The following is a 25,392-nucleotide window of genomic DNA, read 5'->3' on the forward strand; positions in this document are numbered from 1 at the left end:
TGGCTGGTCTTCGGCCATAGCGGATCAGATCAACCTGCCCCTGACGTGTCTGCTTAAAACTAGGCAGAGGTTGTCAGGTGCTCAACTTCTCACGCCCTACACATCCAGTTTTCGTGAGGTCAGCCATTCAACCATCGCCGGATCGCGATGCGAGAAGAATGCACTTGTTGCCGTATCCATTGCCGTGATCCTGTTCATGTCGAAGTCAGACAGTTCAAAATCCAGGACTTCGATATTTTCCATCATGCGGTCTTTATGTACGGATTTGGAGAGCGCGACAACGCCACGTTGAATAACCCAGCGTAACACCACCTGCCCCACGGACTTACCGTAGTATTTGCCGATTTCAGTGAGCACCGGATTGGCAAACAGGTTATTGCGGCCTTCGGCAAAGGGAGCCCAAGCCTCCGGTTGTATCCCTTTAGCTTTCATCCAGGGTACTGCGTGTAATTGCTGGTTAAAGGGATTGACCTCTACCTGATTGACTGCCGGCTTGACGCGATTGAATGCCATCAAATCAGCCAGGCGATCCGGATGGAAATTGCTAACTCCTATGGCGCGCACTTTGCCCGCCGCCTGCAATTCCTCCATGGCGCGCCAAGCGCCATGGACATCTCCATAGGGTTGATGGATAAGATATAAATCGAGGTAATCTAATTGCAGGCGATTCAAAGATCGTTCGAACTGTGCTTTGGCACCTTCATAGTTCGAATCCTGAAGCCACAATTTGGTGGTAACAAATAATTTGTCTCGACCTATGCCGCTCATTCTCAGCCCATTGCCTACCTGGGTTTCATTCTGGTATGAGGCAGCGGTGTCGATGTGACGATAGCCTGTTTCTATAGCATCCAGAACGGCGCGTTCACATTCAGCCGGATTGCTTATTTGAAAAACGCCAAAGCCCAGTACGGGTATTTCGACGCCATTGTTCAATTTTACTGTTTGCATAATTACCTCCTTTGCGCTCTAGCCAGAATGGTACTGCGTATCGCGCATTGTTCATACACAAGGTCTGACGATGGACGCGATGACAAGTTGGCCGGCCACTCGGCGCGGAAGTATGTGGTGGTGCTCAGCATGTCCGCAATACTGAGCAGTGCAGAAGTTTCAGCGGCCCATCCCGGACTTCCGCTACGGCCGATTAAGAGATGAATGCATTGGATTTCTGCCGAGACCGCCTCTTGTTCGTCTTGGTAAGAAAGTCTCGATCGCTACAGGATGATGGCGACGAAGTCGCCTTCGAACTCGCCGACCTTTTTCCCTTCGCAATACAACGAGGATTGGACGCTGATGCGGGCGCGCTTGTGCTTCGACAGCGTGGCAAGGAAGCGTTGCCATTTCTCGGGAGCGGGAACTACAGCCTCAGCGGTGAAATCGGTGGGCATGGGCAGGTCATAGCTCATGCTGTTCTTCTGGATGACGAGGCGCGCCTTGATATCTGCATCCAGCAGGCTGACGTGCAGCAGCGCCCAAGCCGAGAGGATGGCGACGGCAGATACGCTGCCACCGAATACGGTGTCGCGATGGTTGATGTTGGGTGCGAGCGGAGCGGCGAGGCAGACGCCTGCAGGGCTGGCAGTTCTGACCTCCACGGCCATCGCTTTCGACAGCGGGATGTGGGCGTGGAGGTAGTCCTGTAACGCTTGCGGCGTGGGGGCGGGCATTACTTGCCGGCCGCGCGCTCTGCTGATTGCACGGTGTTCGCCACCAGCATGGTGATGGTCATCGGGCCGACGCCGCCGGGGACGGGAGTGATCCAGCCGGCGACTTCCTTGGCTGAATCGAAATCCACATCGCCGCAGAGCTTGCCGTTTTCCATGCGGTTGATGCCGACGTCAATGACTGCAGCGCCCGGTTTGATCATGTCGCCGGTGATCATCTTCGGTTTGCCGGTGGCGACCACCAGGATGTCGGCGTCGCGCGTGTGCTTGGCGAGGTCGCGGGTCTTGGAGGTGCAGATGGTGACGGTGGCGTGGTGCTGCAACAGCAGCTGTGCCATCGGTTTGCCGACGATGTTGCTGCGGCCCACCACCACGGCATGCTTGCCTTCGATATCCACGCCGCTCTTTTGCAGCAGGATCAGCGAGCCGTAAGGCGTGCAGGGCGCGAAGCGCATGCTGCCGGTGGCCAGCGCGCCGACGTTCATCGGATGGAAGCCGTCCACGTCCTTGTCCGGGCTGATGGCGTTCAATATCTTGTCGCTGTCGATGTGCCTGGGCACCGGCAGTTGCACCAGCAGGCCGTGGATATTCGGGTCGGCGTTCAGTTCGGCGATCTTCGCCAGTAGCGTCGCTTCGCTGGTGTCGGCGGGCAACGCGATGTGTTCGGAGTACAGGCCCAACTCGGCGCAGGCCTTCACTTTGTTGGCGACGTAGACCTTGGAGGCAGGGTCTTCGCCGACGATGATGACCGCCAGCCCCGGCGTGATGCCGCGTGCCTTGAGGGCGTCGGCACGCACTTTCCATTCGGCGCGCACTTCCTGCGCGATGGCTTTTCCATCAATGATGCGTGCGGTCATCTTTGTCTCCTGAAAAGTTCAGAACTGCGGTTTGTCGGAACTGTTCTCGTAATTCTTGACGCCAGCCATGATTTCCTTGCGCGCTTCTTCCACGCCTTCCCAGCCGCCGATCTTGACCCACTTGTTGGGCTCGAGGTCCTTGTAGTGGGCGAAGAAGTGTTCGATCTGTTTCAGCACGATCTCGGGCAGTTCGGTGTGGCTCTTCAGGCCGCGATAGAGGGTGGAAAGCTTGTCCACCGGTACCGCCAGCACCTTGGCATCGAAACCGGATTCGTCTTCCATCTTCAGCACGCACAGCGGGCGGCAACGCACCACGACTCCGCTGTTCAATGGCACCGGGGTGATGACCAGCACGTCGACAGGATCACCGTCGTCGGACAATGTGTGCGGGATATAGCCGTAGTTGCACGGATAGTGCATCGCGGTGTTCATGAAGCGATCCACGAAGATCGCGCCGGAATCCTTGTCCACTTCGTATTTGACCGGCTCGCCATGCATCGGGATCTCGATGATGACGTTGAAGTCGTTGGGAAGGTCTTTGCCGGAGGGGACTTTGTTCAAGCTCATGGTGCGACGCCTTTACGTGAAAATTGAAAGGCGCGAATTGTATCACCGAGCGGCAGTCTGCCAAAGACCGCCGCCCGGGAACGATCGGGATCAGTAGTCGGTATAGCCCTTTTCCCCCGGGGTATAGAACGTGCTGGAATCCGGTGCGGTCAGTGCAGTCCCGTTTTGCAGCTTGTGTACCAGGTCCGGGTTGGAAATGAACGGGCGACCGAATGCGACCAGATCGCCGCGTTGTGCTTCGAGGTCGGTATTCGCGCGTGCCAGGTCATAGCCGCCGGAGAGGATGTATTTGCCTTTGAAGTTGGCGCGTATCTTGGCTTTCAGCTCCGGGCTGACTTCCGGCGCACCCATCGAGCTGTGATCGACGATGTGGATATACACCAAGCCGAGCTTGTTCAGTTCCTCGATCAGCCGCAGGTATAACGCATCCATCTTGGCGTCGGAAACGGTGCCATTGAACGCACCATAAGGCGAGATGCGCATGCCGACGCGTTCCGCTCCGATGGCGGCAACCGTTGCCTTGGCCACCTCAGTAGCAAAACGGACGCGGTTCTCGACGCTGCCGCCCCATTTGTCGGTACGCTGGTTGGTGGCGGTATTGAGGAACTGGTCGATCAGGTAGCCGTTCGCCGCATGCAATTCGACTCCGTCGAATCCGGCTTCGATGGCTCGCTTCGAAGCAGAAGCGTATTCGGCGATCGCGTGCTCGATATCGGCTTCGCTCATTTCGGCTGGAGCCGGATGCGGCTGCATGCCGCTGCTGTCGGTCCACATCTCGCCCGGAGCGGCGAGGGCAGAGGGTGCCAGTATCCTGGTGCCTGGCTGCATGTTGGCAGGGTGGCTGACGCGTCCGGTGTGCATCAGCTGTATGAATATCTTGCCGCCGGCTTTGTGTACGGCATCGTTCACGCGCTTCCAGCCTTGCACCTGGGCGTCGGAGAACATGCCGGGAATGCGCGCGTATCCCAGACCATTCGCAGAAGGGGAGGTGCCTTCGGTGATGATAAGGCCCGCACCGGCGCGCAGTTGGTAATATTTTTCCATCAGTTCGTTCGGCACGTTGTCGGTGGCGCGAGATCGCGTCATCGGTGCCATGACGACACGGTTCTTCAGTTGCAGTCTTCCCAGCGTGGTGGGGGTGAACAGTGTGTTGCTCATGTCGTGCTCCTTGCAAGCTGTGCCAATGACTCCTTCTTCCCGGAGGAAGAAGGAGGTTGGGCATTATTGTTTGATGGATTCTACCGGGATGGTCAGGGTCACTTCATCGCTGACCAGCGGTGCATACTTGGCCATGTTGAATTCGGAGCGTTTGATTTGGGCAGTGGCGTTTGCTCCACAGGCTTCTTTCTTCATCATCGGGTGGGGCATGCACATGAAAGAGGTCACGGTCAGCGTCACCGGTTTGGTGATGCCCTTGATGGTCAGGTTGCCTTCCACTGCAGCTACCTTGTCGCCGTTGAATTCGACCTTGTCGGACTTGAACGTGATGGTGGGATATTTTGCGGTATCAAAGAAGTCATCTCCCTGCAGGTGACCGTTGAACAGGGGATATCCGGTATCGACGGACTTGGCGTCGATCTCCACATCCACAGATCCGGTCTTGGCGGCGCGATCGATCGTGATCGAGCCTTTCACGGTATCGAAACGGCTGAGCTGGGTGGAATATCCCATATGGTTGTATTCGAATCGCGGCTTGGTGTGATTGGTGTCGATCATATATGTTTCGGGTGCCGCATATGCTACGGAAGACAGCGACGCGGCGAGGGTCAGGGCAACTAATCTATTCATGGTGTTCTCCTTGTTGGTTGGTTAAGGTCAAACTACTTCCTAGCAGGTGATGCATTCACTACGACGTGAAACTTGATTTGGACTTCGTTGGCGACCGAGCTGACATCGGTCCATTCGCCTTCGCCTATCATGTAGTCGAGGCGCTTGATGGAGAAGGTGCCGTCGAAGGTGCCGCGTGTCCCTTCCGACTGGAAGGTGACGGGTGCGGCGACATCAAGCGTCTTGCCCTTGATGCTGAGTTTGCCGGTTGCCTGATAACGGTTGCCACCCAGTGCCTTGAGGCCGGTGGAGACAAAAGTTGCGGTGGGATAGTCTTTGGCGTTGAACCATTTCTTTCCAACCACCTCTTCATTGCCTTCGTTCGAGCCGGTGTCTATGCTGGCGACATTCACTTCGATGCGAGCTTGTGCTTTGGCAAGTTTGGCTGGGTCGAAATAAAGTTCGGTCGCGAATTTCCTGAATGTGCCTTCAAGCGGCGCACCCATCAGCGTAAAACCAAACGTCACTACGCTCTGTTCCGGCTGCGCCAGCTTGTATTCAAGGGCAGATGCCGGGCTAGTCAGCAGCAACAGCATGGAAATTCCAGACAGGCACTTGGCGGGGATGTTCATTGTTTTCCTTGGAATGGTTCGCATGAATTCGATTCAGGCCAGGCGTCCGTGACGAAAATCGTCCAGAGCCTGGTGTATCTCCTCCTGCTTGTTCATCACGAACGGCCCATACTGCACGATGGGCTCGTTGAGCGGCTTGCCCGCAACCAGGATCAGGCGGGAATCTTCCGCCGTGGCGACAGTGATGCCATCGGCTTCCGGCTTGTTGCTCAGGATGGCCATGCGCTGCGAGTCCACTTGTGTTTCTCCAACTTTCACTGCGCCGCGATAGACGAAGATGAATGCGTTATGCGTGTGCGGTAACGCGGTCGTGAATGAAGTTCCGGCAGGAAGGTGGATGTCGAGATACAGCGGTTCCGTGACCTCGCGCGTCACAGCGCCTGCCACACCGTTGCTGTCGCCGGCGATCACGCGTACGGTAACGCTATTTGCAGTGACATATTCCGGTATCGTCGCGCTGGCGAAATCCTTGTACCAGGGCTCAGCCATTTTTGCTTTTGCCGGCAGGTTGAGCCAAAGCTGGAAACCTTCCATCACGCCATCCTCTTGTTCCGGTATCTCCGAGTGGATCACGCCGCGACCGGCGGTCATCCACTGTACTCCGCCGTTTTCCAGCAAGCCTTCATGTCCAGCGCTATCGCGGTGGCGCATGCGTCCGGCAAGCATGTAGGTCACCGTTTCAAAACCACGATGAGGATGATCGGGAAATCCCGCGATGTAATCGTCCGGATCGTCGCTGCCGAATGCATCCAGCATCAGGAAGGGGTCGAGTCGGCGTTGCAAATGTCCGGTGAGTACACGGGTCAGTTTCACGCCCGCACCATCCGAAGTGGCGATGCCTTCGACGATGCGCTCGACAGTTCGCGATTGCAGCCGGGTTTGTTGAATAGTGGTGTTCATGTTCATCTCCTTAGTGGAGTAAAGTGGTTGCATATTAGGCGTCTCGAAATATTAGATAAAGCCATGAATACGAGATAGACTGTCCCATAAATGGAACAAAAGAATATTTCTGCCGATGATTACATCTTGTTCGCTGCCATTGCCGAGCAGGAAAGTCTGGTGCGTGCAGCCGAGCATCTGGGCATGCCAAAGGCGACTGTTTCACGGCGTTTGACCAATCTCGAGACGGTTCTGGGCCAGCGGTTGCTGTTGCGCACGACGCGACGCCTGACGCTCACCGAATTCGGACAGGAATTCCTCGATCATTGCCGCCGCGTGGCCGAAGAAGTCGCCACTGCCCAGGATTTTGTGCGCAGCCAGGATGTGAAGCCGCATGGCCGCTTGCGCGTCTCCATGCCTGAAGACTATGCCAAGCAGAATCTGTCGCGGGCGCTTGCCACCTTTATCGAGTCCTATCCGGAGATCCATCTGGATCTTGATCTGAGTTCGCGCCTCGTCGATCTGATCGGGGAACGTTTCGATCTTGCCATCCGCATGGGGACATTGGAGAACGATTCGACCCTGGTCGCCCGCAAGATAGACGAACAACACTTCGGCCTGTATGCCAGTCCAATCTATCTGGGACTGCATCCGGCGCCGAAACATCCGGAGGAGCTACTGCAGCACACTACGCTCAGGATGCTCTCCGACCAGGGGCAATTGATCCCATGGAAACTGTCACGAGGTAAATCCAATTGGGAAGGCGTGCCACCGGGGCGGCTGGCGTTGAATTCCATCGGCGTCATCCAGCAATTGCTGCTGGACGGCGCCGGCATCGGTGCGTTGCCCGACCGATTCACCCTGGAAGACGTGCGCCGCAATCGTCTTGTCCGGGTGTTGCCGGAATGGTGCCTGCCCTCCGTACCGGCATGGGCGGTGATGCCGATGCGCCGCTATCTACCCGCGAAGACCCGTGTTTTTCTCGATCATCTCGAGAGGTTTATGGAAAGAGGTTGAAAGGATTCAGTAACAGGAAGTGCATTGCATCGGATATTGACGTCAGCGATCCTCAAACGATTCCTCCCCGGCCCTGGCGAATATCGCCGTTGTAATATTGGAACTTGAAACGCGGATTTGATCGAACTTGTAACACATCATGAATATTCCTGATCTGGAAAACAGCTACAATCACCAAATGATTCCACCAACGAATCGACCATGAAGGGGCTTAATCTTGAATTACATGCGGAAATGTCTGGCAGTTGTTTTCATTCTGATCTGTGCACCTGCGTTCGCCGAAAGCACTAACGACCCATTCCAGGAGGTCGTCACTAAATACCTGGCGGCGAAACCCAAGCCGGTGTTGTCCGAAGAGGCGCACAAGTACAAGGTCCAGGCTGAATTCATGGTGCAACAGAAGCAACCTGGCAAGGCAATGGAACTCTATGGCAAGGCTTTGAATATCGCCCCCTGGTGGCCGGAGGGACACTTCCGGCTTGCCTTGCTGCTTGGTGATACAAATAAGTATCGTGATGCAACACAGGAAATGAAACGCTATCTGATGCTTGCTCCAGATGGCCCCGATGCGCGTGCAGCGCAGGACAAGATATACCAATGGGAATTGGTGGTCGTACCGGAAGCCGGCAAGACTTCAAAGGACTGCCCGGAATGTCCGGAAATGGTGGAGATACCGGCAGGCAGTTTCGATATGGGTTCGAACGATGGAGAGCCGGACGAGAAGCCTGTACATCATGTGACCATTGCGAAACGCTTCGCCATTGGCAAGACTGAGGTGACACAGGCGCAATGGCATGCGGTGATGGGTAGCGATCCGAGCTATTTCACTGGCTGTGGCGACAACTGCCCCGTGGAGCAGGTCAGCTGGGATGATGCCCAGGCGTTCATCCACAAGCTCAATGCCAAGACTGGAAAGAATTATCGCCTGCCTTCCGAGGCCGAATGGGAATATGCCTGCCGTGCCGGAAATCAGCAGGAGTTTTGTGGCAGTGACAATGGGAACGCCGTGTCGTGGACCAGTTTCAATAGCGGCAGTTTCTTCTTCAATACCCCCCATCCGGTTGCAACCAAGCAAGCCAATGCTTTCGGCCTATACGACATGAGCGGCAACGTATGGGAATGGGTCCAGGATACCTATCACGATAGTTACACGGGTGCTCCCATAGATGGCAGTGCATGGGATGGCGATTCGTCCATGCATGTGCTTCGCGGGGGATCGTGGGGGTACGACCAGAAATTCAGCCGCGCGGCTTCGCGTTCCAAGTTCGGTCCGAATTACCGTTACTATAGTTATGGTTTCCGTCTGGCAATGACGCTGCCTTAGCAGAAGTGAAACTGAAAACAAAAAAGCCGACTTGCGTCGGCTTTTTTGTTATTGGTGCAAAACTTACTTGGCGAGACCCAAGATAAACTCGACCAATTCCTTCATGTCGCCTTGCTTCTTGCCGGATGGGTCATTAGGAACCATCGCTGCGGAACCCCAGTTACCATGGCCGCCCTTGGAAACCTTCACCATCAGGCCTTCAACCAGAGGATATTCCTTGGCATCGGCAGCTGCCGAACCGTTGTTCGAATACTTGTATGTTGTAGCGCCCTTGTACTTCTTGGCTACATCAGCCCAAGCTGGGCCAACCACCTTGTGATCGATTGCGTGGCAAGCTGTACAGCCATTTTTCTTGGCTACAGCAGGCATCTCGGCTGCCATTGCGCTACCTGCAATCATCAAGCCTGCTGCTACTGTTATGTTTACGATAAAAGATTTCATTGTTTCCCCTGATTGTTTAAATTACGAAAGATTAACTTTCTGATCTGTCGTCTATCTTAATTTGTCGATTTATCACAAAGATATGAGTTTGTGATGCATTTTGGATAGTTCGACGCCGCATATCCTAGCAATGAGTATGTTAATAAAACGTAAATTAATCATTAAATGGAGGTTAAATTAGCGTTTAATGCAACACGCCCGGATGAGAATGTTAAATGGAAACAAAACCCAAATATTTGGCCTAAGTGCTTGAATAAAACACTTGGGTATGTATAGTTGAATATGCGAGAACAGCAAGTATTCTGGTTGTCGCGCATGTCGCAGCTCCTGCAAGAGGGACAAATGCGTAGTGATGACATGCGAATTACGCGATATCGGGTTGATCCAAGCGCCAGACTACTCCTGCATGTACTTTCTTCTGCAGAAGGGAGGCTACCATGGCTGCATTCTTTGGAATTGACGAATTCAAAGCACAAGGTTTCATCGACAGGAGTGTCGTATGCATCCCGCACGATGGAGATGGGCGGCCGGATTTGCACGCCATCGTTGCGCCGATCAAGAACGAAGACATCGTTTTCATCAAGCAGTGTACACCGCAATTGGAATTGCATATCAAGGCTATCGGTATCGTTCAGTCCGATTATCCAACCGAGAGCATCCTGGGTATGTGCTTGCCGGTGAATTGGGTATGGCAAGGGGAGAAAGTGCCTGTCAATGTCGATGAATCTTCGTCTTTGTGCGGTGCGGCGCTTTACGAAGAGCACAGTATTTCCGTGCAAAAGGAGATCATAGACCTGCTTCCGGAGAAGCACCGTATGCCGCAAGAGTGGTAAATCCTTTATGAGGTACAGACCGAACAAAAGGAGAATATGATGAGTAGCGTATGGAGCAGTATTTTGACTTTCTTCGCGATCACTTTGGTGCTCGTCTTGATAGGTGTGCTGTTCTTCGCCTCACATTGAGGGTCAATTGGATCCATGACCGGCTTTCAGGAAAGAGGCAGTGCAGGGCAATAGGCACGCTGGAAGGGATGGAGTCTTTGGCGAAATTCGGTCTTGTTGCTGGCCAGGGTAAACTGTGACATCGTTTGAACCGATGTTGCCAATATGTCCTGCAGGCAATTCGCTCTGTGGGCCGAGTGTGAAAGGATGCTGCATGACTTCAAGATTTGCTGTCGGGGGGATGCTGTTGCTGCTCTGTTTTGGCGCGTTCGCAGCCGGTGCTCCCTGGTATAAATGGAAGAACAGGACGGACGGAACGATCATCTGCGCGCAAATATCTCCCGGAGAGGCATGGTATAGATTTCAGGGGCCATATATGGAATCGCGCTGCAGCAAGCTTGGCAATCCGCAATGATCAGTTGATCGCGTGGAGACGGATCAAATGCTTCCGGATTGATGCGAAAACAGCCGGGTGTATTCGACGACTTGGATAAAAGGGGCCGACGATTCGCCGGCCCCTTGGTTTTTGATCAACAGCGAGAGCTGTGATTACAGTAGCGGAACGATCATCAGCGCAACGATGTTGATGATCTTGATCAGCGGGTTCACCGCCGGACCGGCAGTATCCTTGTAGGGGTCGCCCACGGTGTCACCGGTCACAGCCGCCTTGTGCGCTTCCGAGCCTTTGCCGCCGTAGTTGCCTTCCTCGATATATTTCTTCGCGTTGTCCCATGCGCCGCCGCCGGTGGTCATCGAGATCGCAACGAAAATGCCGGTGACGATGGTGCCGACCAGCACGCCGCCCAGAGCCACCGGGCCGAGGATCAGGCCTACGATGACGGGTACGGCAACAGGCAACAGCGAAGGAATAATCATCTCCTTGATCGCGGCTTTGGTCAGCATGTCCACGCAGGTGCCGTATTCCGGTTTGCCGGTGCCCTCCATGATGCCGGGGATTTCCTTGAACTGGCGGCGCACTTCAACCACCACGCTACCTGCCGCGCGGCCCACCGCTTCCATGCCCATCGCGCCAAACAGGTATGGCACCATGCCGCCGATGAACAGACCGATGATGACCATGTGATCGGACAAGTCAAAGAGCATGCCTGGGTGATTGGTGGAAAGTGCGTGGGTGTAGTCGGCAAACAGTACCAGCGCGGCCAGACCGGCGGAACCGATGGCGTAGCCTTTGGTAACAGCCTTGGTGGTGTTGCCCACGGCGTCGAGCGGGTCGGTGATGTTGCGGATGGACTCATCCAGACCGGCCATTTCCGCGATACCGCCAGCGTTGTCGGTGATCGGGCCGTAAGCGTCGAGTGCCACGATGATGCCGGCCATGGAGAGCATCGAGGTTGCAGCGATGGCGATGGTGTACAAGCCACCATGTTCTCCACCCAGTGAGTAAGCGGCATAGATCGCCAGACACACGGCCAGCACTGGTGCCGCAGTGGATTTCATGGAAACACCCAGTCCAGCGATGACGTTGGTGCCATGGCCGGTGGTGGAAGCTTGTGCGATATGCCTTACCGGGCTGAATTCGGTGGCGGTGTAATATTCAGTGATCCACACCATTGCTGCTGTCAATGCGAGACCGATCAGCGAAGCCAGGTACAGATTCATCGACGATACCAATGTGCCGCCAATCATCACGCCATCGCCGAGTATCCATTTGGTCACTGGATAGAACGCGACGAGTGCGAGTACTGCGGAGACGGTCAGGCCGCGATACAAGGCGTTCATGATCTTGCCGCCTTCGCGGGCATGGACGAAGAAGGTGCCGACTATCGAAGCAATGATGGAAACTCCGCCCAATACGAGGGGATAAATCACCGCATTGGGTGAGTCGCCCGAGATCATCAGGCCGCCCAGCACCATGGTGGCGATGATGGTCACCGCGTAGGTCTCGAACAAGTCGGCTGCCATACCAGCGCAGTCACCGACGTTGTCGCCCACGTTGTCGGCGATCACGGCTGGGTTGCGAGGGTCATCTTCCGGGATACCGGCTTCGACTTTACCGACCAGGTCGGCACCAACGTCTGCACCCTTGGTGAAGATGCCGCCACCGAGACGGGCGAAGATGGAGATCAGCGATCCGCCGAAGCCCAATCCTACCAAGGCATGTGTAGCCTGCGTCGTGGTCTCGCCCATGCTGGTGAGAAAGATATAATACCCCGCCACGCCGAGCAGACCCAGGCCAACCACCAGCAAGCCTGTGATCGCGCCACCCTTGAATGCGACATTCAAGGCGGCATTAAGTCCGTTTTTGGCTGCCTCCGCAGTGCGTACATTGGCGCGAACCGAGACGTTCATGCCGATGAAGCCGGTCAAACCCGAAAGGAGAGCGCCGATGGCGAAGCCCACCGCAGTCTGCCAGTGGAGCGCATAGAAGATGGCGATGAACAAAGCAACACCGACCCAGGCGATGGCAGTGTACTGACGTTTCAAATAGGCGGAGGCTCCCTCTTGTACCGCAGCTGCGATGCTCTGCATCTTCTCGCTGCCGGTCGATAATCCCAATATCCACTTACTCGAAATTACGCCATACAGAATCGCTGCAATCGCACAAAACAGTGCAAAACCCAAGCCACCTGCCATGATCTTCTCCTCAAGTAAAAACCGCTCCTTGGGGAGCGGCGGGTTAACGGCAATTAAATCTTGAACTCTGCCAATTTCTTTGCGACGGCTATATTTTTCAATTGCACATATTGTGGCAATCCGTCCTTGTATGGCGGGTAATCCTCGCCCTTGATGAGTGGCGTGAGATAGGCGCGGCATTTTTCGGTGATGCCGAAGCCGTCAGGTGTAATGAAATTGCGCGGCATGAATTTTTCGACGTTGGCGACTTTCGACAGCGGAGCGACGCCGACCTTCCATTTGTATGGCTTGTCTGAAATGCGCTCCACCGTCGGCATCACGGCATTCTGGCCTTTGAGTGCCAGCTCGACTGCGGATTTGCCCAGCGCATAAGCCTGTTCGACGTCGGTCTTGGAGGCGATGTGGCGTGCGGCGCGTTGCAGATAATCGGCTACAGCCCAATGGAACTTATGCCCCAGCGCCTCCTTGACCATATTGGCGACCACGGGGGCAGCCCCACCGAGTTGGGCGTGCCCGAAGGCATCGCGCGTGCCCTGTTCGGCGAGGAACTTGCCATCCGGGTAATGGCAGCCTTCCGACACCACCACGCTGCAATAGCCGTGCTTCTCCACCATCGCACTGACCTTGGCGAGGAACTTCTTCTGGTCGAATTCGATCTCCGGGAACAGGATGACCACCGGAATTCCTTGCTCTTCGGCGAGCCCCCCGGCTGCGGCGATCCAGCCGGCATGGCGGCCCATCACCTCCAGCACGAACACCTTGGTCGAAGTCTTGGCCATAGAGCGTACATCGAAGCTGGCCTCCAGCGTGGAAACGGCGATGTACTTGGCGACAGAACCGAAACCGGGGCAGCAATCGGTGATCGGCAGATCGTTGTCAACGGTCTTGGGTACATGGATGGCCTGCACCGGATAACCCATGGTTTCGGACAATTGCGATACCTTGTAACAGGTGTCGGCCGAATCGCCGCCGCCGTTGTAGAAGAAATAGCCGATGTTGTGTGCCTTGAATACTTCGATCAGGCGCTCGTATTCGCGCTTGTTCTGTTCCAGTGATTTGAGCTTGAAGCGGCAGGATCCGAATGCACCGGAAGGTGTGGTGCGCAGCGCAGCGATGGCTTTGGCGGATTCTTTGGTGGTGTCGATCAGGTCTTCGGTGAGGGCGCCGATGATGCCGTTGCGCCCCGCGTATACCTTGCCGATCTTGTCTTTGTGATTGCGGGCGGTCTCGATGACGCCGCAGGCTGAAGCATTGATGACGGCTGTGACGCCGCCGGATTGTGCATAGAACGCGTTCTTTTTAGCCATATTCTGCTCTCCATCAGTAATTGTGATGTAACCGTCCGGGTCGCGATGCCGGAGCTATCTTAACGCTTTTCGAGGATGCAGGTGTTACTGAAGGAAATCACGGCCTGTCGGCTTGGCCCAGACTCAAGTAGAATGGCGCCGCACAGGATGTGAAATCAATAGAATTTAGGGGGAAGAAGCAGATGGCCATCGAATTGTTCAATAACGGCAAACACCAATGTCTGATGTTCGACGACTTGGTGGATGACTCCGCCGGGGAGGCGGTACAGGCCAACCAATTCCTGATCGTCGATAACGGGCAGGGTGCGCTGGTCGACCCGGGCGGCAACATGACCTATAACGGCCTGTTGATGGAGATGCACAATTACTTCCCGCCGAAGAAACTCAAATATATCCTGGCTTCTCATGCAGATCCAGACATCATCGCCTCGGTCAACAAATGGATGATCCACTCCGACTGCCAAGTGATGATCTCCAAACTATGGGTGCGCTTCGTGCCGCATTTTTGCAGCGGAGACAATTCTGCCGGGCGCGTGCAGGGCATTCCGGACGAAGGCATGAATCTGTCTTTGGGCGATTCCTTCATCAAGGCGATTCCGGCGCACTTCATGCACTCTGAAGGCAATTTCCAGTTCTACGATCCGGTCAGCAAGATACTTTTTTCGGGCGACATGGGGGCTTCTCTGGTGGGGCATACCGAAGCGGACAAACCGGTGGAAAATTTCAAGTCGCACATCCAGTACATGGAAGGTTTCCACAAACGCTACATGATCTCCAACAAGATTTGCCGTTTCTGGGTCAACATGGTTCGCCAGCTGGACGTCGAGGCCATCGTACCCCAGCACGGTCGAGCTTTCGTGGGCAAGAAGATGGTGAACGAGTTCCTTAACTGGATCGAAGCCTTGCCTTGCGGTATCGACCTGCTGACGCAGGAAAACTACCGCATTCCAGCAAACTGAGTATTGCAGATCCATCCGGACGGGCATCATCCGTAAAGGGTGATGCCCGTTTTCATTCGACAGGATTTGAGCGAGTCAGGCTTAGCTGAAGAGGCGCTTTATAAAATCACAGCGCGTTCGCGCCGGCCTGGGCGATCTGTCCATCCTGAAAGGATCGTACGCCGCTGATGCCGAGTCCGCCGACAATGAGGCCGTCGCGCATCAGTGGCACACCGCCTTCAGCCGGAATCACGCCGGGCAAGGCGAGGTGGATGAGGCGTCCGCTCAGTACCGCATCTTCCGATGCTTTGGTTGGACGCTGGAACGCTACTGCGGCATGCGCCTTGGCGATCGCCGTCTCGACACTGCCGAATTGCGTGTCGTGACTGCGTTGCAGATAGAGCAGGTGGCCGCCGTCGTCCACCACGGCGATGACGACCTTCCATGCGTTGGCTTGCGCTTCCGTATCGGCAGCGGCAGCCACGCGCTTGGCATCTTCCAGTGTGAGGATGGGTTTGGTTGCCATGCTCACTTGCCCAATGCGCGGAATACCTGATCGCGTATGCTTTCCACACTGCCGATCCCGGGAATATGGATGATCTTCGGGGCGTTCGGATCCCCGGATTTTCCCCATGCGGTGTAATACTCGACCAGGGGTTGGGTCTGTTCGTGGTAGACACTAAGGCGTTTGATCACGGTGTCTTCCGCATCGTCAGGGCGCTGCACCAGGTCTTCGCCGGTGATGTCATCTTTGCCCGGCACCTTGGGCGGATTGAATATTTCATGGTAGGTGCGTCCTGACGCCAGATGCACGCGGCGACCGCCCATGCGCTGGACGATCTCGTTGTCCGCCACGTCAATCTCCACTACGTAGTCGATGCGGATGCCTGCATCTTTCATAGCTTGTGCTTGCGGGATGGTGCGGGGGAAACCATCGAACAGGAATCCGTTCGTGCAGTCCGCTTCCTTGATGCGCTCCTTGACCAGATTGATGATGATCTCGTCGGAGATCAGGTTCCCCGCATCCATCACTTTTTTTGCCGCGATGCCCAAGGGAGAGCCTGCCTTGATGGCTGCGCGAAGCATGTCGCCGGTCGATATCTGCGGGATGCCGAATTTCTCCTTGATGTAATTCGCCTGGGTACCTTTTCCTGCGCCGGGTGCTCCTAACAGAATCAGTTTCATGGTTCGCTCCTCAAGTTGTGATGTATTTCGAAAATCCTTCTGGCAACCTGCAAATCCGGTTCGGTATCCACTCCGCTGGGCGGGGCCTCCTGGGCGATGGTCACACCTATCTTGTAGCCATGATACAGCGCGCGCAGTTGTTCCAGCGATTCGACCTGTTCAAGCATGGAGGGGGCAAGCTCGCCGTATGCGCGCAAGAAACCGGCGCGATAGGCGTAGATGCCGATGTGCCTCAGCACATCGATGTTTTGGGGTAATGGCTGATTCTGGGCATAGGCATCGCGCGGCCAGGGAATGGGAGCGCGGCTGAAATACAGGGCGTTGCCAAGTTTGTCCAGCACCGTCTTGACGATGTTCGGGTTGCGCATGGAGGCATCGTCATGGATGGGATGGCAGGCGGTCGCGATCGAACAGTCGCCATGTTCGTGCAGGTGCCGGGCGACGGCACGGATGAGGTCGGGGGGGATCAATGGCTCGTCGCCCTGCACATTGACCACGATGGTATCGTCCGTCCAGCCTTGCTGGATGGAGACTTCGGCGATGCGGTCGGTGCCGCTGTTGTGGTCGGCACGCGTCATGCAAGCCTGAAAACCATGCTCCTGTGCCACGGAGACGATGGGCGGGTGATCGGTGGCGATGATGATTTGTTGTGCGCCGCTCAGTGCGGCTTGTTCTGCGACCCGGATCACCATCGGCTTTCCGCCTATGTCCAGCAGCGGTTTGCCGGGCAGGCGGGTCGAGGCAAAGCGGGCGGGAATGACGACCTTGAAGTAAGGTATCAAAGCGCTTCGACCTCTTTCAACGAGAGTTCGCGCGCCTCGTCTGCCAGCATCACAGGGATATCGTCCTTGATTGCGAAGGCCAGCCGGTCTGCCTTGCAGATCAGCTCTTGTTCGGCCTTGTGGTAGATGAGCGGAGATTTGCACAGAGGGCAAACCAATATATCGAGAAGTTTTGCGTCCATTCGTGTGTACTCCAATAAATTCATTTTGATAGCGAATCGCCGCGTCGCGTGCTCGCTCTTTCCTCGCCTACCTCTGTGGTATGTCTCGTCATTCGCTGTGCGGCTCCTTGCGCTTCATCACTCAAAAGTGAATTTCTTGGGAGACACACTATGGCGTGACCTTTTTCAGGATAAGTTGGGTGAGAGCCGGACTGACTTGCGCATCCACGCGCAGCACCCAGCATCTCTCGGTGGCGAAGCGGGAGCATTTTACCGCATCTTTTTCGGTCATGAGTATCGCCTCCGCATCTTCGAGGGCAATATCGTCGGCAGCGTAGCGGTGGTGATCCGGGAAAGCATGCTGCTGAACAACCAGGCCAAGATGCTCCAGGTGCGAAAAGAAACGCTTGGGATGTCCAATGCCGGCAATAGCATGCAAATTTTTTCCGGCGAAATCGCCCGCAGGCAATATTGTGCCGGGATTGAGCAGGTTGTAGAAAAGGGAACCATTAAGGGTCATGGCAAATTCATGCTTTTGCGCATCGCCACCGTTGATCACGATCGCGTCCGCATGGCGCATGCGCGACACCGGTTCGCGCAGCGGTCCGGCAGGCAGCAGCAATCCGTTGCCGAAACGCCTTGCGCCGTCCACGACGACGATCTCTGCGTCGCGCTGCAAGCGGTAATGCTGCAGACCGTCATCGCTCAGGATGATGTCGCATTCGGGATGTGCCTGCAGCAGGGCGCTCGCTGCTGCAGGACGGTCGCGGCCGATCCACACGGGACAAAGTGCGCGCTGCGCCATCAGCAGCGGCTCGTCGCCGACTTCGTCTGCGGCATCGTCGATAGAGACTTCACGAGCGGTTTTCCTGCGCTTCCCGTTTTTTGTGTATCCACGGCTGACGATGCCGGGATGCCAGCCGTTCTCGATCAGCTGCTGAGCCAGCCACAAGGTGAGCGGCGTCTTGCCTGTTCCGCCCACGCTAATGTTGCCGACGATGACGACCGGGGCGGGCAGCCTGACTGAAGCCAGTATTCCGCTGCGGTAGAGCAGGCGCCGCGAAAAAACGAGCGCACCGAAAAACAGGCTAAGGGGAAACAGCAGCAGGTGAAGCGGCGTGATGCGATACCAATGGTGTTGCAGCCGCTCCATGCCGATCGGTTATTTATTCTGGTTCTGCGTGGTGAAAGTGATGCGACCGAAACCGGCTACGCGAGCGGCTTCCATGATGTTGATGACCGACTGGTGGGTGGCTTTTCCATCTGCGTTGATGATGATGGTCGGATCATCCTGCCCGGCGGCGGCCTTGCGCAGGACTTCGCTGAAATCAGCCGGATTTTTGAAAGCTGTTCGCACGCTGTTCACGGCATAATGTTCCGAGGCATCGACGGCGACATTGATCGGTTTGCCGGCTGCGGACACGCCTTCATCGCCTGCCGCTTGCGGGAGATTGATCTGCAAGTGGGCAAAATTGGAGTAGCTGGTGGTGACCATCAAAAAGATCAGGATCACCAGCAATACGTCGATCATCGGGATCAGGTTGATCTCCGGCTCGTCGCGAGATTGTCCGCGTCGAAAATTCATATCAGCCCCTTATTTCCGCTCGCCATGCACGATCTCGACCAGTTTGATCGCCTGCTGTTCCATTTCGATAGTCAGGCTATCGACCTGGGCACGGAAATGCCGGTAAGCGATCATGCTGGGCACGGCCACGATCAGGCCGTACGCGGTGTTGTACAGGGCGACAGAGATGCCGTGGGCAAGCTCGGTGGGCGCAGCACCGCCCGCGTTCTGGGAGCCGAATATCTCGATCATGCCGATCACCGTTCCGAACAGGCCGAGCAGCGGACTGATCGAAGCGATGGTTCCTAGAGTGGTAAGGAAGCGTTCGAGGTCGTGTGCGGCACTGCGTCCGGCTTCCTCTATGGACTCTTTCATCACCTCGGGCGCGCTCTTGATGTTCTTCAGCCCGGCAGCGAAAACTTTGCCCAGCGGCGAACCTTCGCTCAATTTTGCAAGCATCTGCAGGCTGACGCCGCGCTGCTTGAGTTCCTGCACCACTTCGTCCAGCAGGGTGGGGGGCACGATCTTCTTGCTACGCAGATAAAGGGCTCGTTCAGTGATGAGTGCGACAGCTACCAGGGATGCAATGAGGAGTAAATAGATCGGCCAACCAGCCGCTTCAATGAGTGTGATCACGCAACGTCTCCAGGAAATTATGCTTAAATTCGAAGGCGGCACTGTATCTTGTAGGCCATGTTTGAGCAAGGAGGGAGATATGTCCTTAGCGCTAACTGATAGCAGTATAAGCAAATTGTTTTCTTATGCACAAAAACTGTGGATAACTTTGTGCATGAATATCCGGGATGGCTGTCTTAGGCCTTGTACTGTAGCCATTTTCGCTGGATTGCTCAAAAAACACGCCGCAACAAAATACATATAAAACAATACGATATCGTAAGTTGTCATTCTTTCGTGATCTCACCTTCATGGAAAGTGGCGAATTTACTGGGGTTGTGGATTGAAATGATTTGTCAATATGCCATTTGGCCTATTCGATGAAAAAAATTTGCATGGACGAATGTGAAAAACAGGGAAGTCTGATGGACAAGAACCATGTATTGAGTGTGCGCGAACTGAATCTCGCGGCGAAACAATTGATTGAGGGAGGATTGCCGTTGTTGTGGGTGCGCGGCGAGATATCCAATTTCGTCAGCGCAGCTTCTGGACACTGGTATTTTTCACTCAAGGACGAGCAGGCGCAGGTGCGTTGCGTGATGTTCCGGCATAAAAGCCAGTACTTGGAATTCAAGCCGAGCAACGGCATGCAAGTAGAGGTGCTGGCGCTGGCGACATTGTATGAAGCGCGCGGCGATTTCCAGCTGACGCTGGAAAAGATGCGTCCGGCCGGATTGGGTGCACTGTATGAAGCGTTCGAGCATCTGAAAAACAAACTTGAAGCCGAGGGCTTGTTCGATGCCGGGCGCAAGCGCGACTTGCCGTTGCTGCCGAAGCAGATAGGTATCGTGACCTCGCCCCAAGCGGCGGCGTTGCGCGATGTATTGCGTACCCTGGCGAACCGCATGCCCAATGTGCCTGTGCTGTTGTATCCGACACCGGTGCAGGGCGAAGGCGCAGCACAAAAGATCGCGCAGGCGATCAGGTTGGCGAGTCAGCGCGCCGAGTGTGATGTGCTCATCGTGTGCCGTGGTGGCGGCAGTATCGAAGACCTGTGGGCGTTCAATGAAGAGGTGGTTGCACGCGCCATTGCAGCCAGCCATATCCCGGTGGTGAGCGGTGTCGGGCACGAAACAGATTTCACCATTGCCGATTTCGTGGCCGATCTTCGCGCCGCCACACCGACGGCGGCGGCACAGGCGGTGGTGCCGGATAAGCAGGAGCTGCGGCAACGATTGGCGCAGCATCGGCAACGCTTGGTACGCGCTGTTGCGCGGCGATTCGAGCAAGGCATGCAACAAGTGGATTTCCTGCAACACCGGCTGGTTCACCCGGCGCAGCGCATCCGGCAGCAAGGCGAGCGCCTGGAAGCGCTGCAGCAACGCATGCGATTCGCCCATGACCATGCAATGCAGCGTCAGCAAGGCCGCTGGAGCATGTTGTGGCACAGGCTGCGCGGGGCGCGCCCGAATCTCGCCCGACTGCAGGAGCAGCAGTCTAATCTGGCGCGCCGCTTGAATGGTGCCATGTTGCAAACCCTGGATCGCCATGATGCACGCCTGACCGCATTGCGGCAGCATTTGCAACTTCTCGATCCGAAACAGGTGCTGGCGCGCGGCTACAGCATGGTGCGCGATGTGCAGGGCAATATCGTCGTGAGCAGCGATAGTCTTGAACTGGGCGAGAAGCTGGATATCACCTTTGCCCAGGGTGGCGTGCATGCAGTGGTGCAGGAAAAGCACGAGCCCAATTCAGATTAGGTTAAAATCCGCACCTGCTTTCAAGCCCCCCGATTTATTTCTATGAAGAATGACATTTCCCGACGCGGACTCTGGCTGGTGTTGCTGGCGGTCGTAGTCATCTGGTTCGGCAATCTGGAATATCGCAAACTCATCCGGCCCGACGAAGGCCGCTATGCCGAGATCCCGCGCGAGATGGTGGTTAGCGGCGACTGGACGACGCCGCGCCTGAACGAGCTGAAGTATTTCGAAAAACCGCCCTTGCAATATTGGGCCACTGCAGTGGCTTACGAGGTGTTCGGCGAACATCAATGGACATCGCGCATCTGGACAGCGCTGACCGGATTCGCCGGCATCCTGCTGGCATGGTTCGCGGGGGCGCGGCTGTTCGGGCGCGAGGCGGGGATCTATGCGGCGTTGCTGCTGGGCAGCAGCATGCTCTACACGATGATGGCGCACATCAATACGCTGGACATGGGCGTGACCTTCTTCATCACGCTCGGCATTTTTTCGTTGCTCCTCGCACAAAAAGAAGAACACGATGCGCAACAACGGAACTGGATGCTGCTGGCCTGGGCTGCGCTGGCGCTGTCGGTGCTGAGCAAAGGATTGATGGGTCTGGTTCTGCCGGGTGCGGCATTGTTCCTGTACTCGATATTCAATCGCGATATCAGGATATGGAAGCGCATGCACTGGATCGGCGGGCTGCTGGTGTTCTTCCTGATCGCCACTCCCTGGTTCGTACTGGTCATGCGAGACAATCCCGAATTCTTTCATTTCTTCTTCATCCACGAGCACCTCGAACGCTTCACCACCAAAGTGCACGGGCGCTTCCAGCCCTGGTACTACTTCGTGCCGATCCTGCTGCTGGGCATGTTGCCCTGGACGGCACTGATGTTCGACGCATTGCTGCGTTCTTGGCGCGGCAGTGTGCAGAAGGCGAGGGAATTCAGTGCGGAGCGTTTCCTGCTGGTGTGGACGGTGTTCATCTATGTGTTTTTCTCGATCTCCGATTCCAAACTGCCGTCGTATCTGTTGCCGATGTTCCCGCCGCTGGCGCTGTTGATGGGCAAGCAGCTTGCCGAGATGAATGCGCGCCGCTTGTTCTGGCTGACCGTTCCGGTGCTGGTGGTGGTTGCCGTCCTGCTGGGAGTTATCCCTTTTGCTGTCAAGATTGCGGCGGACACACCGTTACAACATCAGATGTACGGCAATTACTCGGTATGGTTGCTGGTCGCAGCGGTACTCTGGCTCGTCGGCACCGTGGCGGCATTATGGTCGCTGCGCCTTGATCGCAAGATGGCAGCGGTCATCGTGCTGGCTTTCTCTTCGCTCGCAGCTTCGCAGTTGGCAACTTCGGGCTATAACACTATCGCTCCGGAGCGTTCCAGCTATATCCTTGCCGACGCGATCAGACCGTTGATCAAGCCGGGAGTGCCGTTCTATTCCGTGTTTTGCTACGAGCAGACATTGCCTTTCTACCTCAAGCGCACATTCACTCTGGTCGATTTTCAGGACGAGATGGCGTTCGGCATCGAGATGGAACCGGAACGCTGGATACCGACTGCGGATCAACTGGCTAAGCGCTGGAGCATACAAAAGGATGCTTATGCTATCGTGCCGACGCCGTTGCTTCATATTCTCCAGGAACAAGGAATGCCAATGAAAGAGATCTATCGTGACGAACAGTATGTTGTGGTGAGCAAACCATGAACCTGGTCAGTTTCGGTTTGATCTTCACTGGCGTGATGCTCAATGCCGCCGCGCAGATCCTGATGAAGGCCGGCACCAATGCTATAGGTCATTTCGAGTTCAGTACAGCCAACATCCTGCCCATCGGCTGGAAACTGGCGACCGAGTGGCACATCGTCACCGCCTTGTTCTGCTACGGCATCAGCGTGGTGGTATGGATATTGGCGCTGTCGCGCGTGCCGGTCAGCATCGCCTTTCCCATGCTGTCCATGGCGTATGTGGTCAATGCCATTGCGGCCTGGTATCTGCTGGGCGAAGCCTTCAATCCGACCAAGCTGGTCGGTATGGGTGTGATCATCTTTGGTGTCATCATTATTTCGAGAGCTTGAGCATGTCTGAATTCTTACCTTTCACCAAACCCTTCATCGATGAAGCCGCCATCACGGCAGTTGGCGACGTGCTGCGCTCCGGCTGGATCACCAGCGGACCCAAAGTGGCGGAATTCGAGAAACAACTCTCGGCCTATTTCGGCGGGCGCCCGGTGCGCACTTTCAACTCCGGTACCTGCACCATGGAGATCGCCTTGCGCATCGCGGGTATCGGGCCGGGCGACGAAGTCATCACCACGCCCATCTCCTGGGTGGCGACATCCAATGTGATCATCGAGGTCGGCGCCACGCCTGTGTTTGCGGACATCGACCCGGTCACGCGCAACATTGATCTGGACAAGGTCGAAGCGGCCATCACACCAGCTACCCGCGCCATCATCCCGGTCGATCTTTCCGGTTTGCCGGTGGACCGCGACAGGCTGTATGCCATCGCTGCCAAATACAAGCTGCGCGTGGTGGAAGACGCGGCGCAGGCTATCGGCTCCTTGTGGAAGGGCAAGCGCATCGGTGCATTCGGCGATTATGTCTCGTTCAGTTTCCAGGCCAACAAGAACCTCACCACCACCGAAGGCGGCTGCCTGGTGCTGAACAACGAGGACGAAGCGCGGCTCGCCGAGAAATATCGCCTGCAAGGCGTCACGCGCAGCGGCTTCGACGGCATGGAAGTAGACGTGCTGGGCGGCAAGTACAACATGACCGACGTGGCCGCCGCGATCGGCTTGAACCAGTTGCCGCAACTGGAAGCCATCACCGCACGCCGCCATGTGCTGGCCAAACATTACTTCGCCACCTTCGGTGCGGATTTCGAGCAACAGACCGGCGTGCAACTGCCGCTGGCAAATTTCGAAAATACCAATTGGCACATGTTCCAGATCGTGCTGCCGCAAGGTGTGGTGCGGTCCGAATTCATGGAAAAGATGAAAGCCCGCAACATCGGCTGCGGGGTGCATTACCCACCGATCCACCTGTTCCAGATGTACCGCGAGCGCGGCTTCAGGGAAGGCATGTTCCCTATCGCCGAAAGTGTGGGCCGCCGCATCGTCAGCTTGCCGATGTTTCCCAGGATGAGCGACGCGGATGTGGAGCGTGTGGTGGTGGCTGTACGCGAGGTGCTGGGCAGTTGACCGGAGCGCGAATATTGGCGATCAGTGCCTGGTAGCCTGCATGGATTCGCGGCATTCCTGGTAATTTTCAGAATTGATGTTTTCCTTGCCGCTTTCGGCAATCATCTCCAGCGATTCCAGCACCATGAAGCTGGCTTTTTCCATTTCGGCGATCGCTTCCAGGCCCCTCTGGTATTGTCCTTCGTGATAATGGGTAACGGCTTCGACGCCATAACGGTGGAAGCGCTGATGCGGCTCCGCCATTTCCTGATACCCGTGCAGTTTGGAAAAACAGTGCTTGCCTTCGCCTTCGTAATACCACTTGCCGAGGCGGCAGGACTGGTGGCTGGAGAATTCTTCAGGTTTTTTCGATGAAGTGCCGAGAAATACTTTGTATATCTCGAACTTGTAGACCAGATGATCCATTTTCGCGACTTCGATGAAAGTGCGTAAAGCAGTCGTGCCGATCGCCTTCTTCATCTGTACGGTGACTTGCATCAGTTCTCCCATACTGCTGGCTGCCTGCTGTCCGTCTTTATGGAACTCCTCGGCCTGTTGCGGGCTGACTTCCACCAGCGCTTTGACGGCCGCGGTTTCTTTCTGAATCGCACCGACCAGTTGGCCGATCTCGCTGGTGGCGGTGGAAGTGCGTTCGGCCAATTTGCGTACCTCGTCAGCCACCACCGCGAAGCCGCGGCCCTGTTCGCCCGCACGGGCCGCTTCGATGGCGGCATTCAGTGCCAGCAAATTGGTCTGTTCGGCGATTTCCTTGATCAGTTTGACGATGCTGCCGATCTGGCTGGTGCGTTCGTTCAGGTGATCGACGCTGACAGCCGTCTCGACAGTCTTTTCCGACATCTTTTGCAGGTTGTTGGAGATGCGCTCCACCGCAACCAGGTTCATGCTCAACGCGCCCGTGGTCTCGCCGATCTGCTCGTTCTCATGCTTCATGGTACTCGCCAGGGTCGCCAGCGAACTCTGAATCTCCTTGGCGGATTCGCAATAGGAGTTCATATGCTGGAACAATCCTTCGTGCATGACGACCAGTTCCGACGTACCGTTGAATTTCGCCATGACAGATTCATGTTCTTGCCTGAGGGAGCGCACATTGCTTTCCCGTTCGTTCAGCAATTGCTCGAAATCGTGCAGTTTTTCTTTCAGGCTTGCCACTTCATGTTTATAGCCGTTATTGAACATGGTCTTCTCCCACTTGTTGATGAAAGGTTTCATGCAGCC

Annotated in this window: 27 protein-coding genes; 8 read left to right on the forward strand and 19 right to left on the reverse strand. The window is 55.9% G+C overall.

Annotated elements, in window-relative coordinates; genetic code table 11:
• Positions 1-96 precede the first annotated feature (96 nt).
• The 8 genes from SLIT_RS06690 to SLIT_RS06725 all read right to left on the reverse strand — a co-directional run bounded on the left by SLIT_RS06690 (position 97) and on the right by SLIT_RS06725 (position 6,384).
• Positions 97-948: an aldo/keto reductase gene (locus tag SLIT_RS06690; RefSeq protein ID WP_013029478.1), complete on the reverse strand. Its 852-nt coding sequence runs from the start codon at positions 946-948 to the stop codon at positions 97-99.
• Positions 949-1,211: 263 nt separating this feature from the next.
• Positions 1,212-1,664, reverse strand: coding sequence for a YiiD C-terminal domain-containing protein (locus tag SLIT_RS06695; RefSeq protein WP_013029479.1), 453 nt, complete (start codon positions 1,662-1,664; stop codon positions 1,212-1,214).
• Complete coding sequence (gene folD, locus SLIT_RS06700; protein ID WP_013029480.1) at positions 1,664-2,518, reverse strand: bifunctional methylenetetrahydrofolate dehydrogenase/methenyltetrahydrofolate cyclohydrolase FolD; 855 nt, start codon at positions 2,516-2,518, stop codon at positions 1,664-1,666. Before folD ends, SLIT_RS06695 begins: the two co-directional genes overlap by 1 nt.
• 18 nt (positions 2,519-2,536) lie before the next feature.
• Entirely contained in the window at positions 2,537-3,085 is a 549-nt protein-coding gene (ppa, locus tag SLIT_RS06705; protein WP_013029481.1) for an inorganic diphosphatase, read from the reverse strand.
• Between the two features lie 90 nt (positions 3,086-3,175).
• On the reverse strand, positions 3,176-4,243 hold the full coding sequence (locus SLIT_RS06710) for an alkene reductase (RefSeq protein ID WP_013029482.1): 1,068 nt from the start codon (positions 4,241-4,243) through the stop codon (positions 3,176-3,178).
• Positions 4,244-4,306: 63 nt separating this feature from the next.
• Positions 4,307-4,873, reverse strand: a complete 567-nt coding sequence (locus SLIT_RS06715) for a YceI family protein (protein WP_013029483.1) — start codon at positions 4,871-4,873, stop codon at positions 4,307-4,309.
• Positions 4,874-4,905: 32 nt separating this feature from the next.
• A complete protein-coding gene (locus SLIT_RS06720; RefSeq protein ID WP_013029484.1) occupies positions 4,906-5,484 on the reverse strand; it encodes a YceI family protein in 579 nt (192 codons plus the stop codon).
• A 33-nt stretch (positions 5,485-5,517) separates the two neighbouring features.
• Positions 5,518-6,384, reverse strand: coding sequence for a pirin family protein (locus SLIT_RS06725; protein WP_013029485.1), 867 nt, complete (start codon positions 6,382-6,384; stop codon positions 5,518-5,520).
• A gap of 90 nt (positions 6,385-6,474) precedes the next feature.
• Between SLIT_RS06725 and SLIT_RS06730 the strand changes: the two genes are divergently transcribed.
• A complete protein-coding gene (locus SLIT_RS06730) occupies positions 6,475-7,380 on the forward strand; it encodes a LysR family transcriptional regulator (RefSeq protein ID WP_013029486.1) in 906 nt (301 codons plus the stop codon).
• Positions 7,381-7,606: 226 nt separating this feature from the next.
• Positions 7,607-8,704, forward strand: coding sequence for a formylglycine-generating enzyme family protein (locus SLIT_RS15555; protein ID WP_013029487.1), 1,098 nt, complete (start codon positions 7,607-7,609; stop codon positions 8,702-8,704).
• A 63-nt stretch (positions 8,705-8,767) separates the two neighbouring features.
• Here SLIT_RS15555 and SLIT_RS06740 read toward each other — a convergent pair whose 3' ends face one another.
• Positions 8,768-9,145 carry a c-type cytochrome gene (locus tag SLIT_RS06740; RefSeq protein WP_013029488.1) on the reverse strand — a complete coding sequence of 126 codons (378 nt, stop codon included), beginning with the start codon at positions 9,143-9,145 and terminating at the stop codon, positions 8,768-8,770.
• A gap of 437 nt (positions 9,146-9,582) precedes the next feature.
• Between SLIT_RS06740 and SLIT_RS06745 the strand changes: the two genes are divergently transcribed.
• Positions 9,583-9,978, forward strand: coding sequence for a hypothetical protein (locus tag SLIT_RS06745; RefSeq protein ID WP_013029489.1), 396 nt, complete (start codon positions 9,583-9,585; stop codon positions 9,976-9,978).
• A 657-nt stretch (positions 9,979-10,635) separates the two neighbouring features.
• Here SLIT_RS06745 and SLIT_RS06755 read toward each other — a convergent pair.
• The gene (locus tag SLIT_RS06755; RefSeq protein ID WP_013029492.1) at positions 10,636-12,681 is read right to left on the reverse strand and encodes a sodium-translocating pyrophosphatase; all 2,046 of its coding nucleotides are present in this window, start codon (positions 12,679-12,681) and stop codon (positions 10,636-10,638) included.
• A 53-nt stretch (positions 12,682-12,734) separates the two neighbouring features.
• The gene (locus SLIT_RS06760; protein WP_013029493.1) at positions 12,735-13,988 is read right to left on the reverse strand and encodes a 6-phosphofructokinase; all 1,254 of its coding nucleotides are present in this window, start codon (positions 13,986-13,988) and stop codon (positions 12,735-12,737) included.
• Between the two features lie 182 nt (positions 13,989-14,170).
• Here SLIT_RS06760 and SLIT_RS06765 point away from each other — a divergent pair, with 182 nt between their 5' ends.
• Complete coding sequence (locus SLIT_RS06765; protein WP_013029494.1) at positions 14,171-14,947, forward strand: oxygen-binding di-iron domain-containing protein; 777 nt, start codon at positions 14,171-14,173, stop codon at positions 14,945-14,947.
• A 106-nt stretch (positions 14,948-15,053) separates the two neighbouring features.
• Here SLIT_RS06765 and SLIT_RS06770 read toward each other — a convergent pair whose 3' ends face one another.
• The 7 genes from SLIT_RS06770 to SLIT_RS06800 all read right to left on the reverse strand — a co-directional run bounded on the left by SLIT_RS06770 (position 15,054) and on the right by SLIT_RS06800 (position 19,254).
• Complete coding sequence (locus SLIT_RS06770; protein ID WP_013029495.1) at positions 15,054-15,452, reverse strand: GlcG/HbpS family heme-binding protein; 399 nt, start codon at positions 15,450-15,452, stop codon at positions 15,054-15,056.
• A 2-nt stretch (positions 15,453-15,454) separates the two neighbouring features.
• Positions 15,455-16,111 carry an adenylate kinase gene (gene adk / locus SLIT_RS06775; RefSeq protein ID WP_013029496.1) on the reverse strand — a complete coding sequence of 219 codons (657 nt, stop codon included), beginning with the start codon at positions 16,109-16,111 and terminating at the stop codon, positions 15,455-15,457.
• Positions 16,108-16,893, reverse strand: a complete 786-nt coding sequence (gene kdsB, locus SLIT_RS06780) for a 3-deoxy-manno-octulosonate cytidylyltransferase (protein ID WP_013029497.1) — start codon at positions 16,891-16,893, stop codon at positions 16,108-16,110. Before kdsB ends, adk begins: the two co-directional genes overlap by 4 nt.
• Positions 16,890-17,075, reverse strand: coding sequence for a Trm112 family protein (locus SLIT_RS06785; RefSeq protein ID WP_013029498.1), 186 nt, complete (start codon positions 17,073-17,075; stop codon positions 16,890-16,892). Before SLIT_RS06785 ends, kdsB begins: the two co-directional genes overlap by 4 nt.
• Before the next feature lie 148 nt (positions 17,076-17,223).
• Entirely contained in the window at positions 17,224-18,207 is a 984-nt protein-coding gene (lpxK, locus tag SLIT_RS06790) for a tetraacyldisaccharide 4'-kinase (RefSeq protein WP_013029499.1), read from the reverse strand.
• Positions 18,208-18,216: 9 nt separating this feature from the next.
• A complete protein-coding gene (locus tag SLIT_RS06795) occupies positions 18,217-18,639 on the reverse strand; it encodes an ExbD/TolR family protein (RefSeq protein WP_013029500.1) in 423 nt (140 codons plus the stop codon).
• Positions 18,640-18,648: 9 nt separating this feature from the next.
• Positions 18,649-19,254, reverse strand: a complete 606-nt coding sequence (locus SLIT_RS06800; RefSeq protein WP_013029501.1) for a MotA/TolQ/ExbB proton channel family protein — start codon at positions 19,252-19,254, stop codon at positions 18,649-18,651.
• 404 nt (positions 19,255-19,658) lie between these two features.
• On the opposite strand from SLIT_RS06800, the gene xseA reads away from it, so the two are divergent.
• The 4 genes from xseA to SLIT_RS06820 are packed head-to-tail and all read left to right on the forward strand — an operon-like array spanning position 19,659 to position 24,177.
• A complete protein-coding gene (xseA, locus tag SLIT_RS06805; protein ID WP_041421119.1) occupies positions 19,659-20,993 on the forward strand; it encodes an exodeoxyribonuclease VII large subunit in 1,335 nt (444 codons plus the stop codon).
• 42 nt (positions 20,994-21,035) lie between these two features.
• On the forward strand, positions 21,036-22,685 hold the full coding sequence (locus SLIT_RS06810) for a glycosyltransferase family 39 protein (protein ID WP_013029503.1): 1,650 nt from the start codon (positions 21,036-21,038) through the stop codon (positions 22,683-22,685).
• Positions 22,682-23,053: an EamA family transporter gene (locus SLIT_RS06815; protein ID WP_013029504.1), complete on the forward strand. Its 372-nt coding sequence runs from the start codon at positions 22,682-22,684 to the stop codon at positions 23,051-23,053. The genes SLIT_RS06810 and SLIT_RS06815 overlap by 4 nt, the downstream gene beginning before the upstream one ends.
• 2 nt (positions 23,054-23,055) lie before the next feature.
• Positions 23,056-24,177: a DegT/DnrJ/EryC1/StrS family aminotransferase gene (locus tag SLIT_RS06820; RefSeq protein WP_013029505.1), complete on the forward strand. Its 1,122-nt coding sequence runs from the start codon at positions 23,056-23,058 to the stop codon at positions 24,175-24,177.
• 21 nt (positions 24,178-24,198) lie between these two features.
• On the opposite strand, the gene SLIT_RS16330 is transcribed toward SLIT_RS06820, so the two are convergent.
• Positions 24,199-25,386, reverse strand: a complete 1,188-nt coding sequence (locus tag SLIT_RS16330; RefSeq protein WP_013029506.1) for a methyl-accepting chemotaxis protein — start codon at positions 25,384-25,386, stop codon at positions 24,199-24,201.
• Between the last annotated feature and the right edge of the window lie 6 nt (positions 25,387-25,392).

Source organism: Sideroxydans lithotrophicus ES-1 (assembly GCF_000025705.1).
Lineage (GTDB): Bacteria > Pseudomonadota > Gammaproteobacteria > Burkholderiales > Gallionellaceae > Sideroxyarcus > Sideroxyarcus lithotrophicus.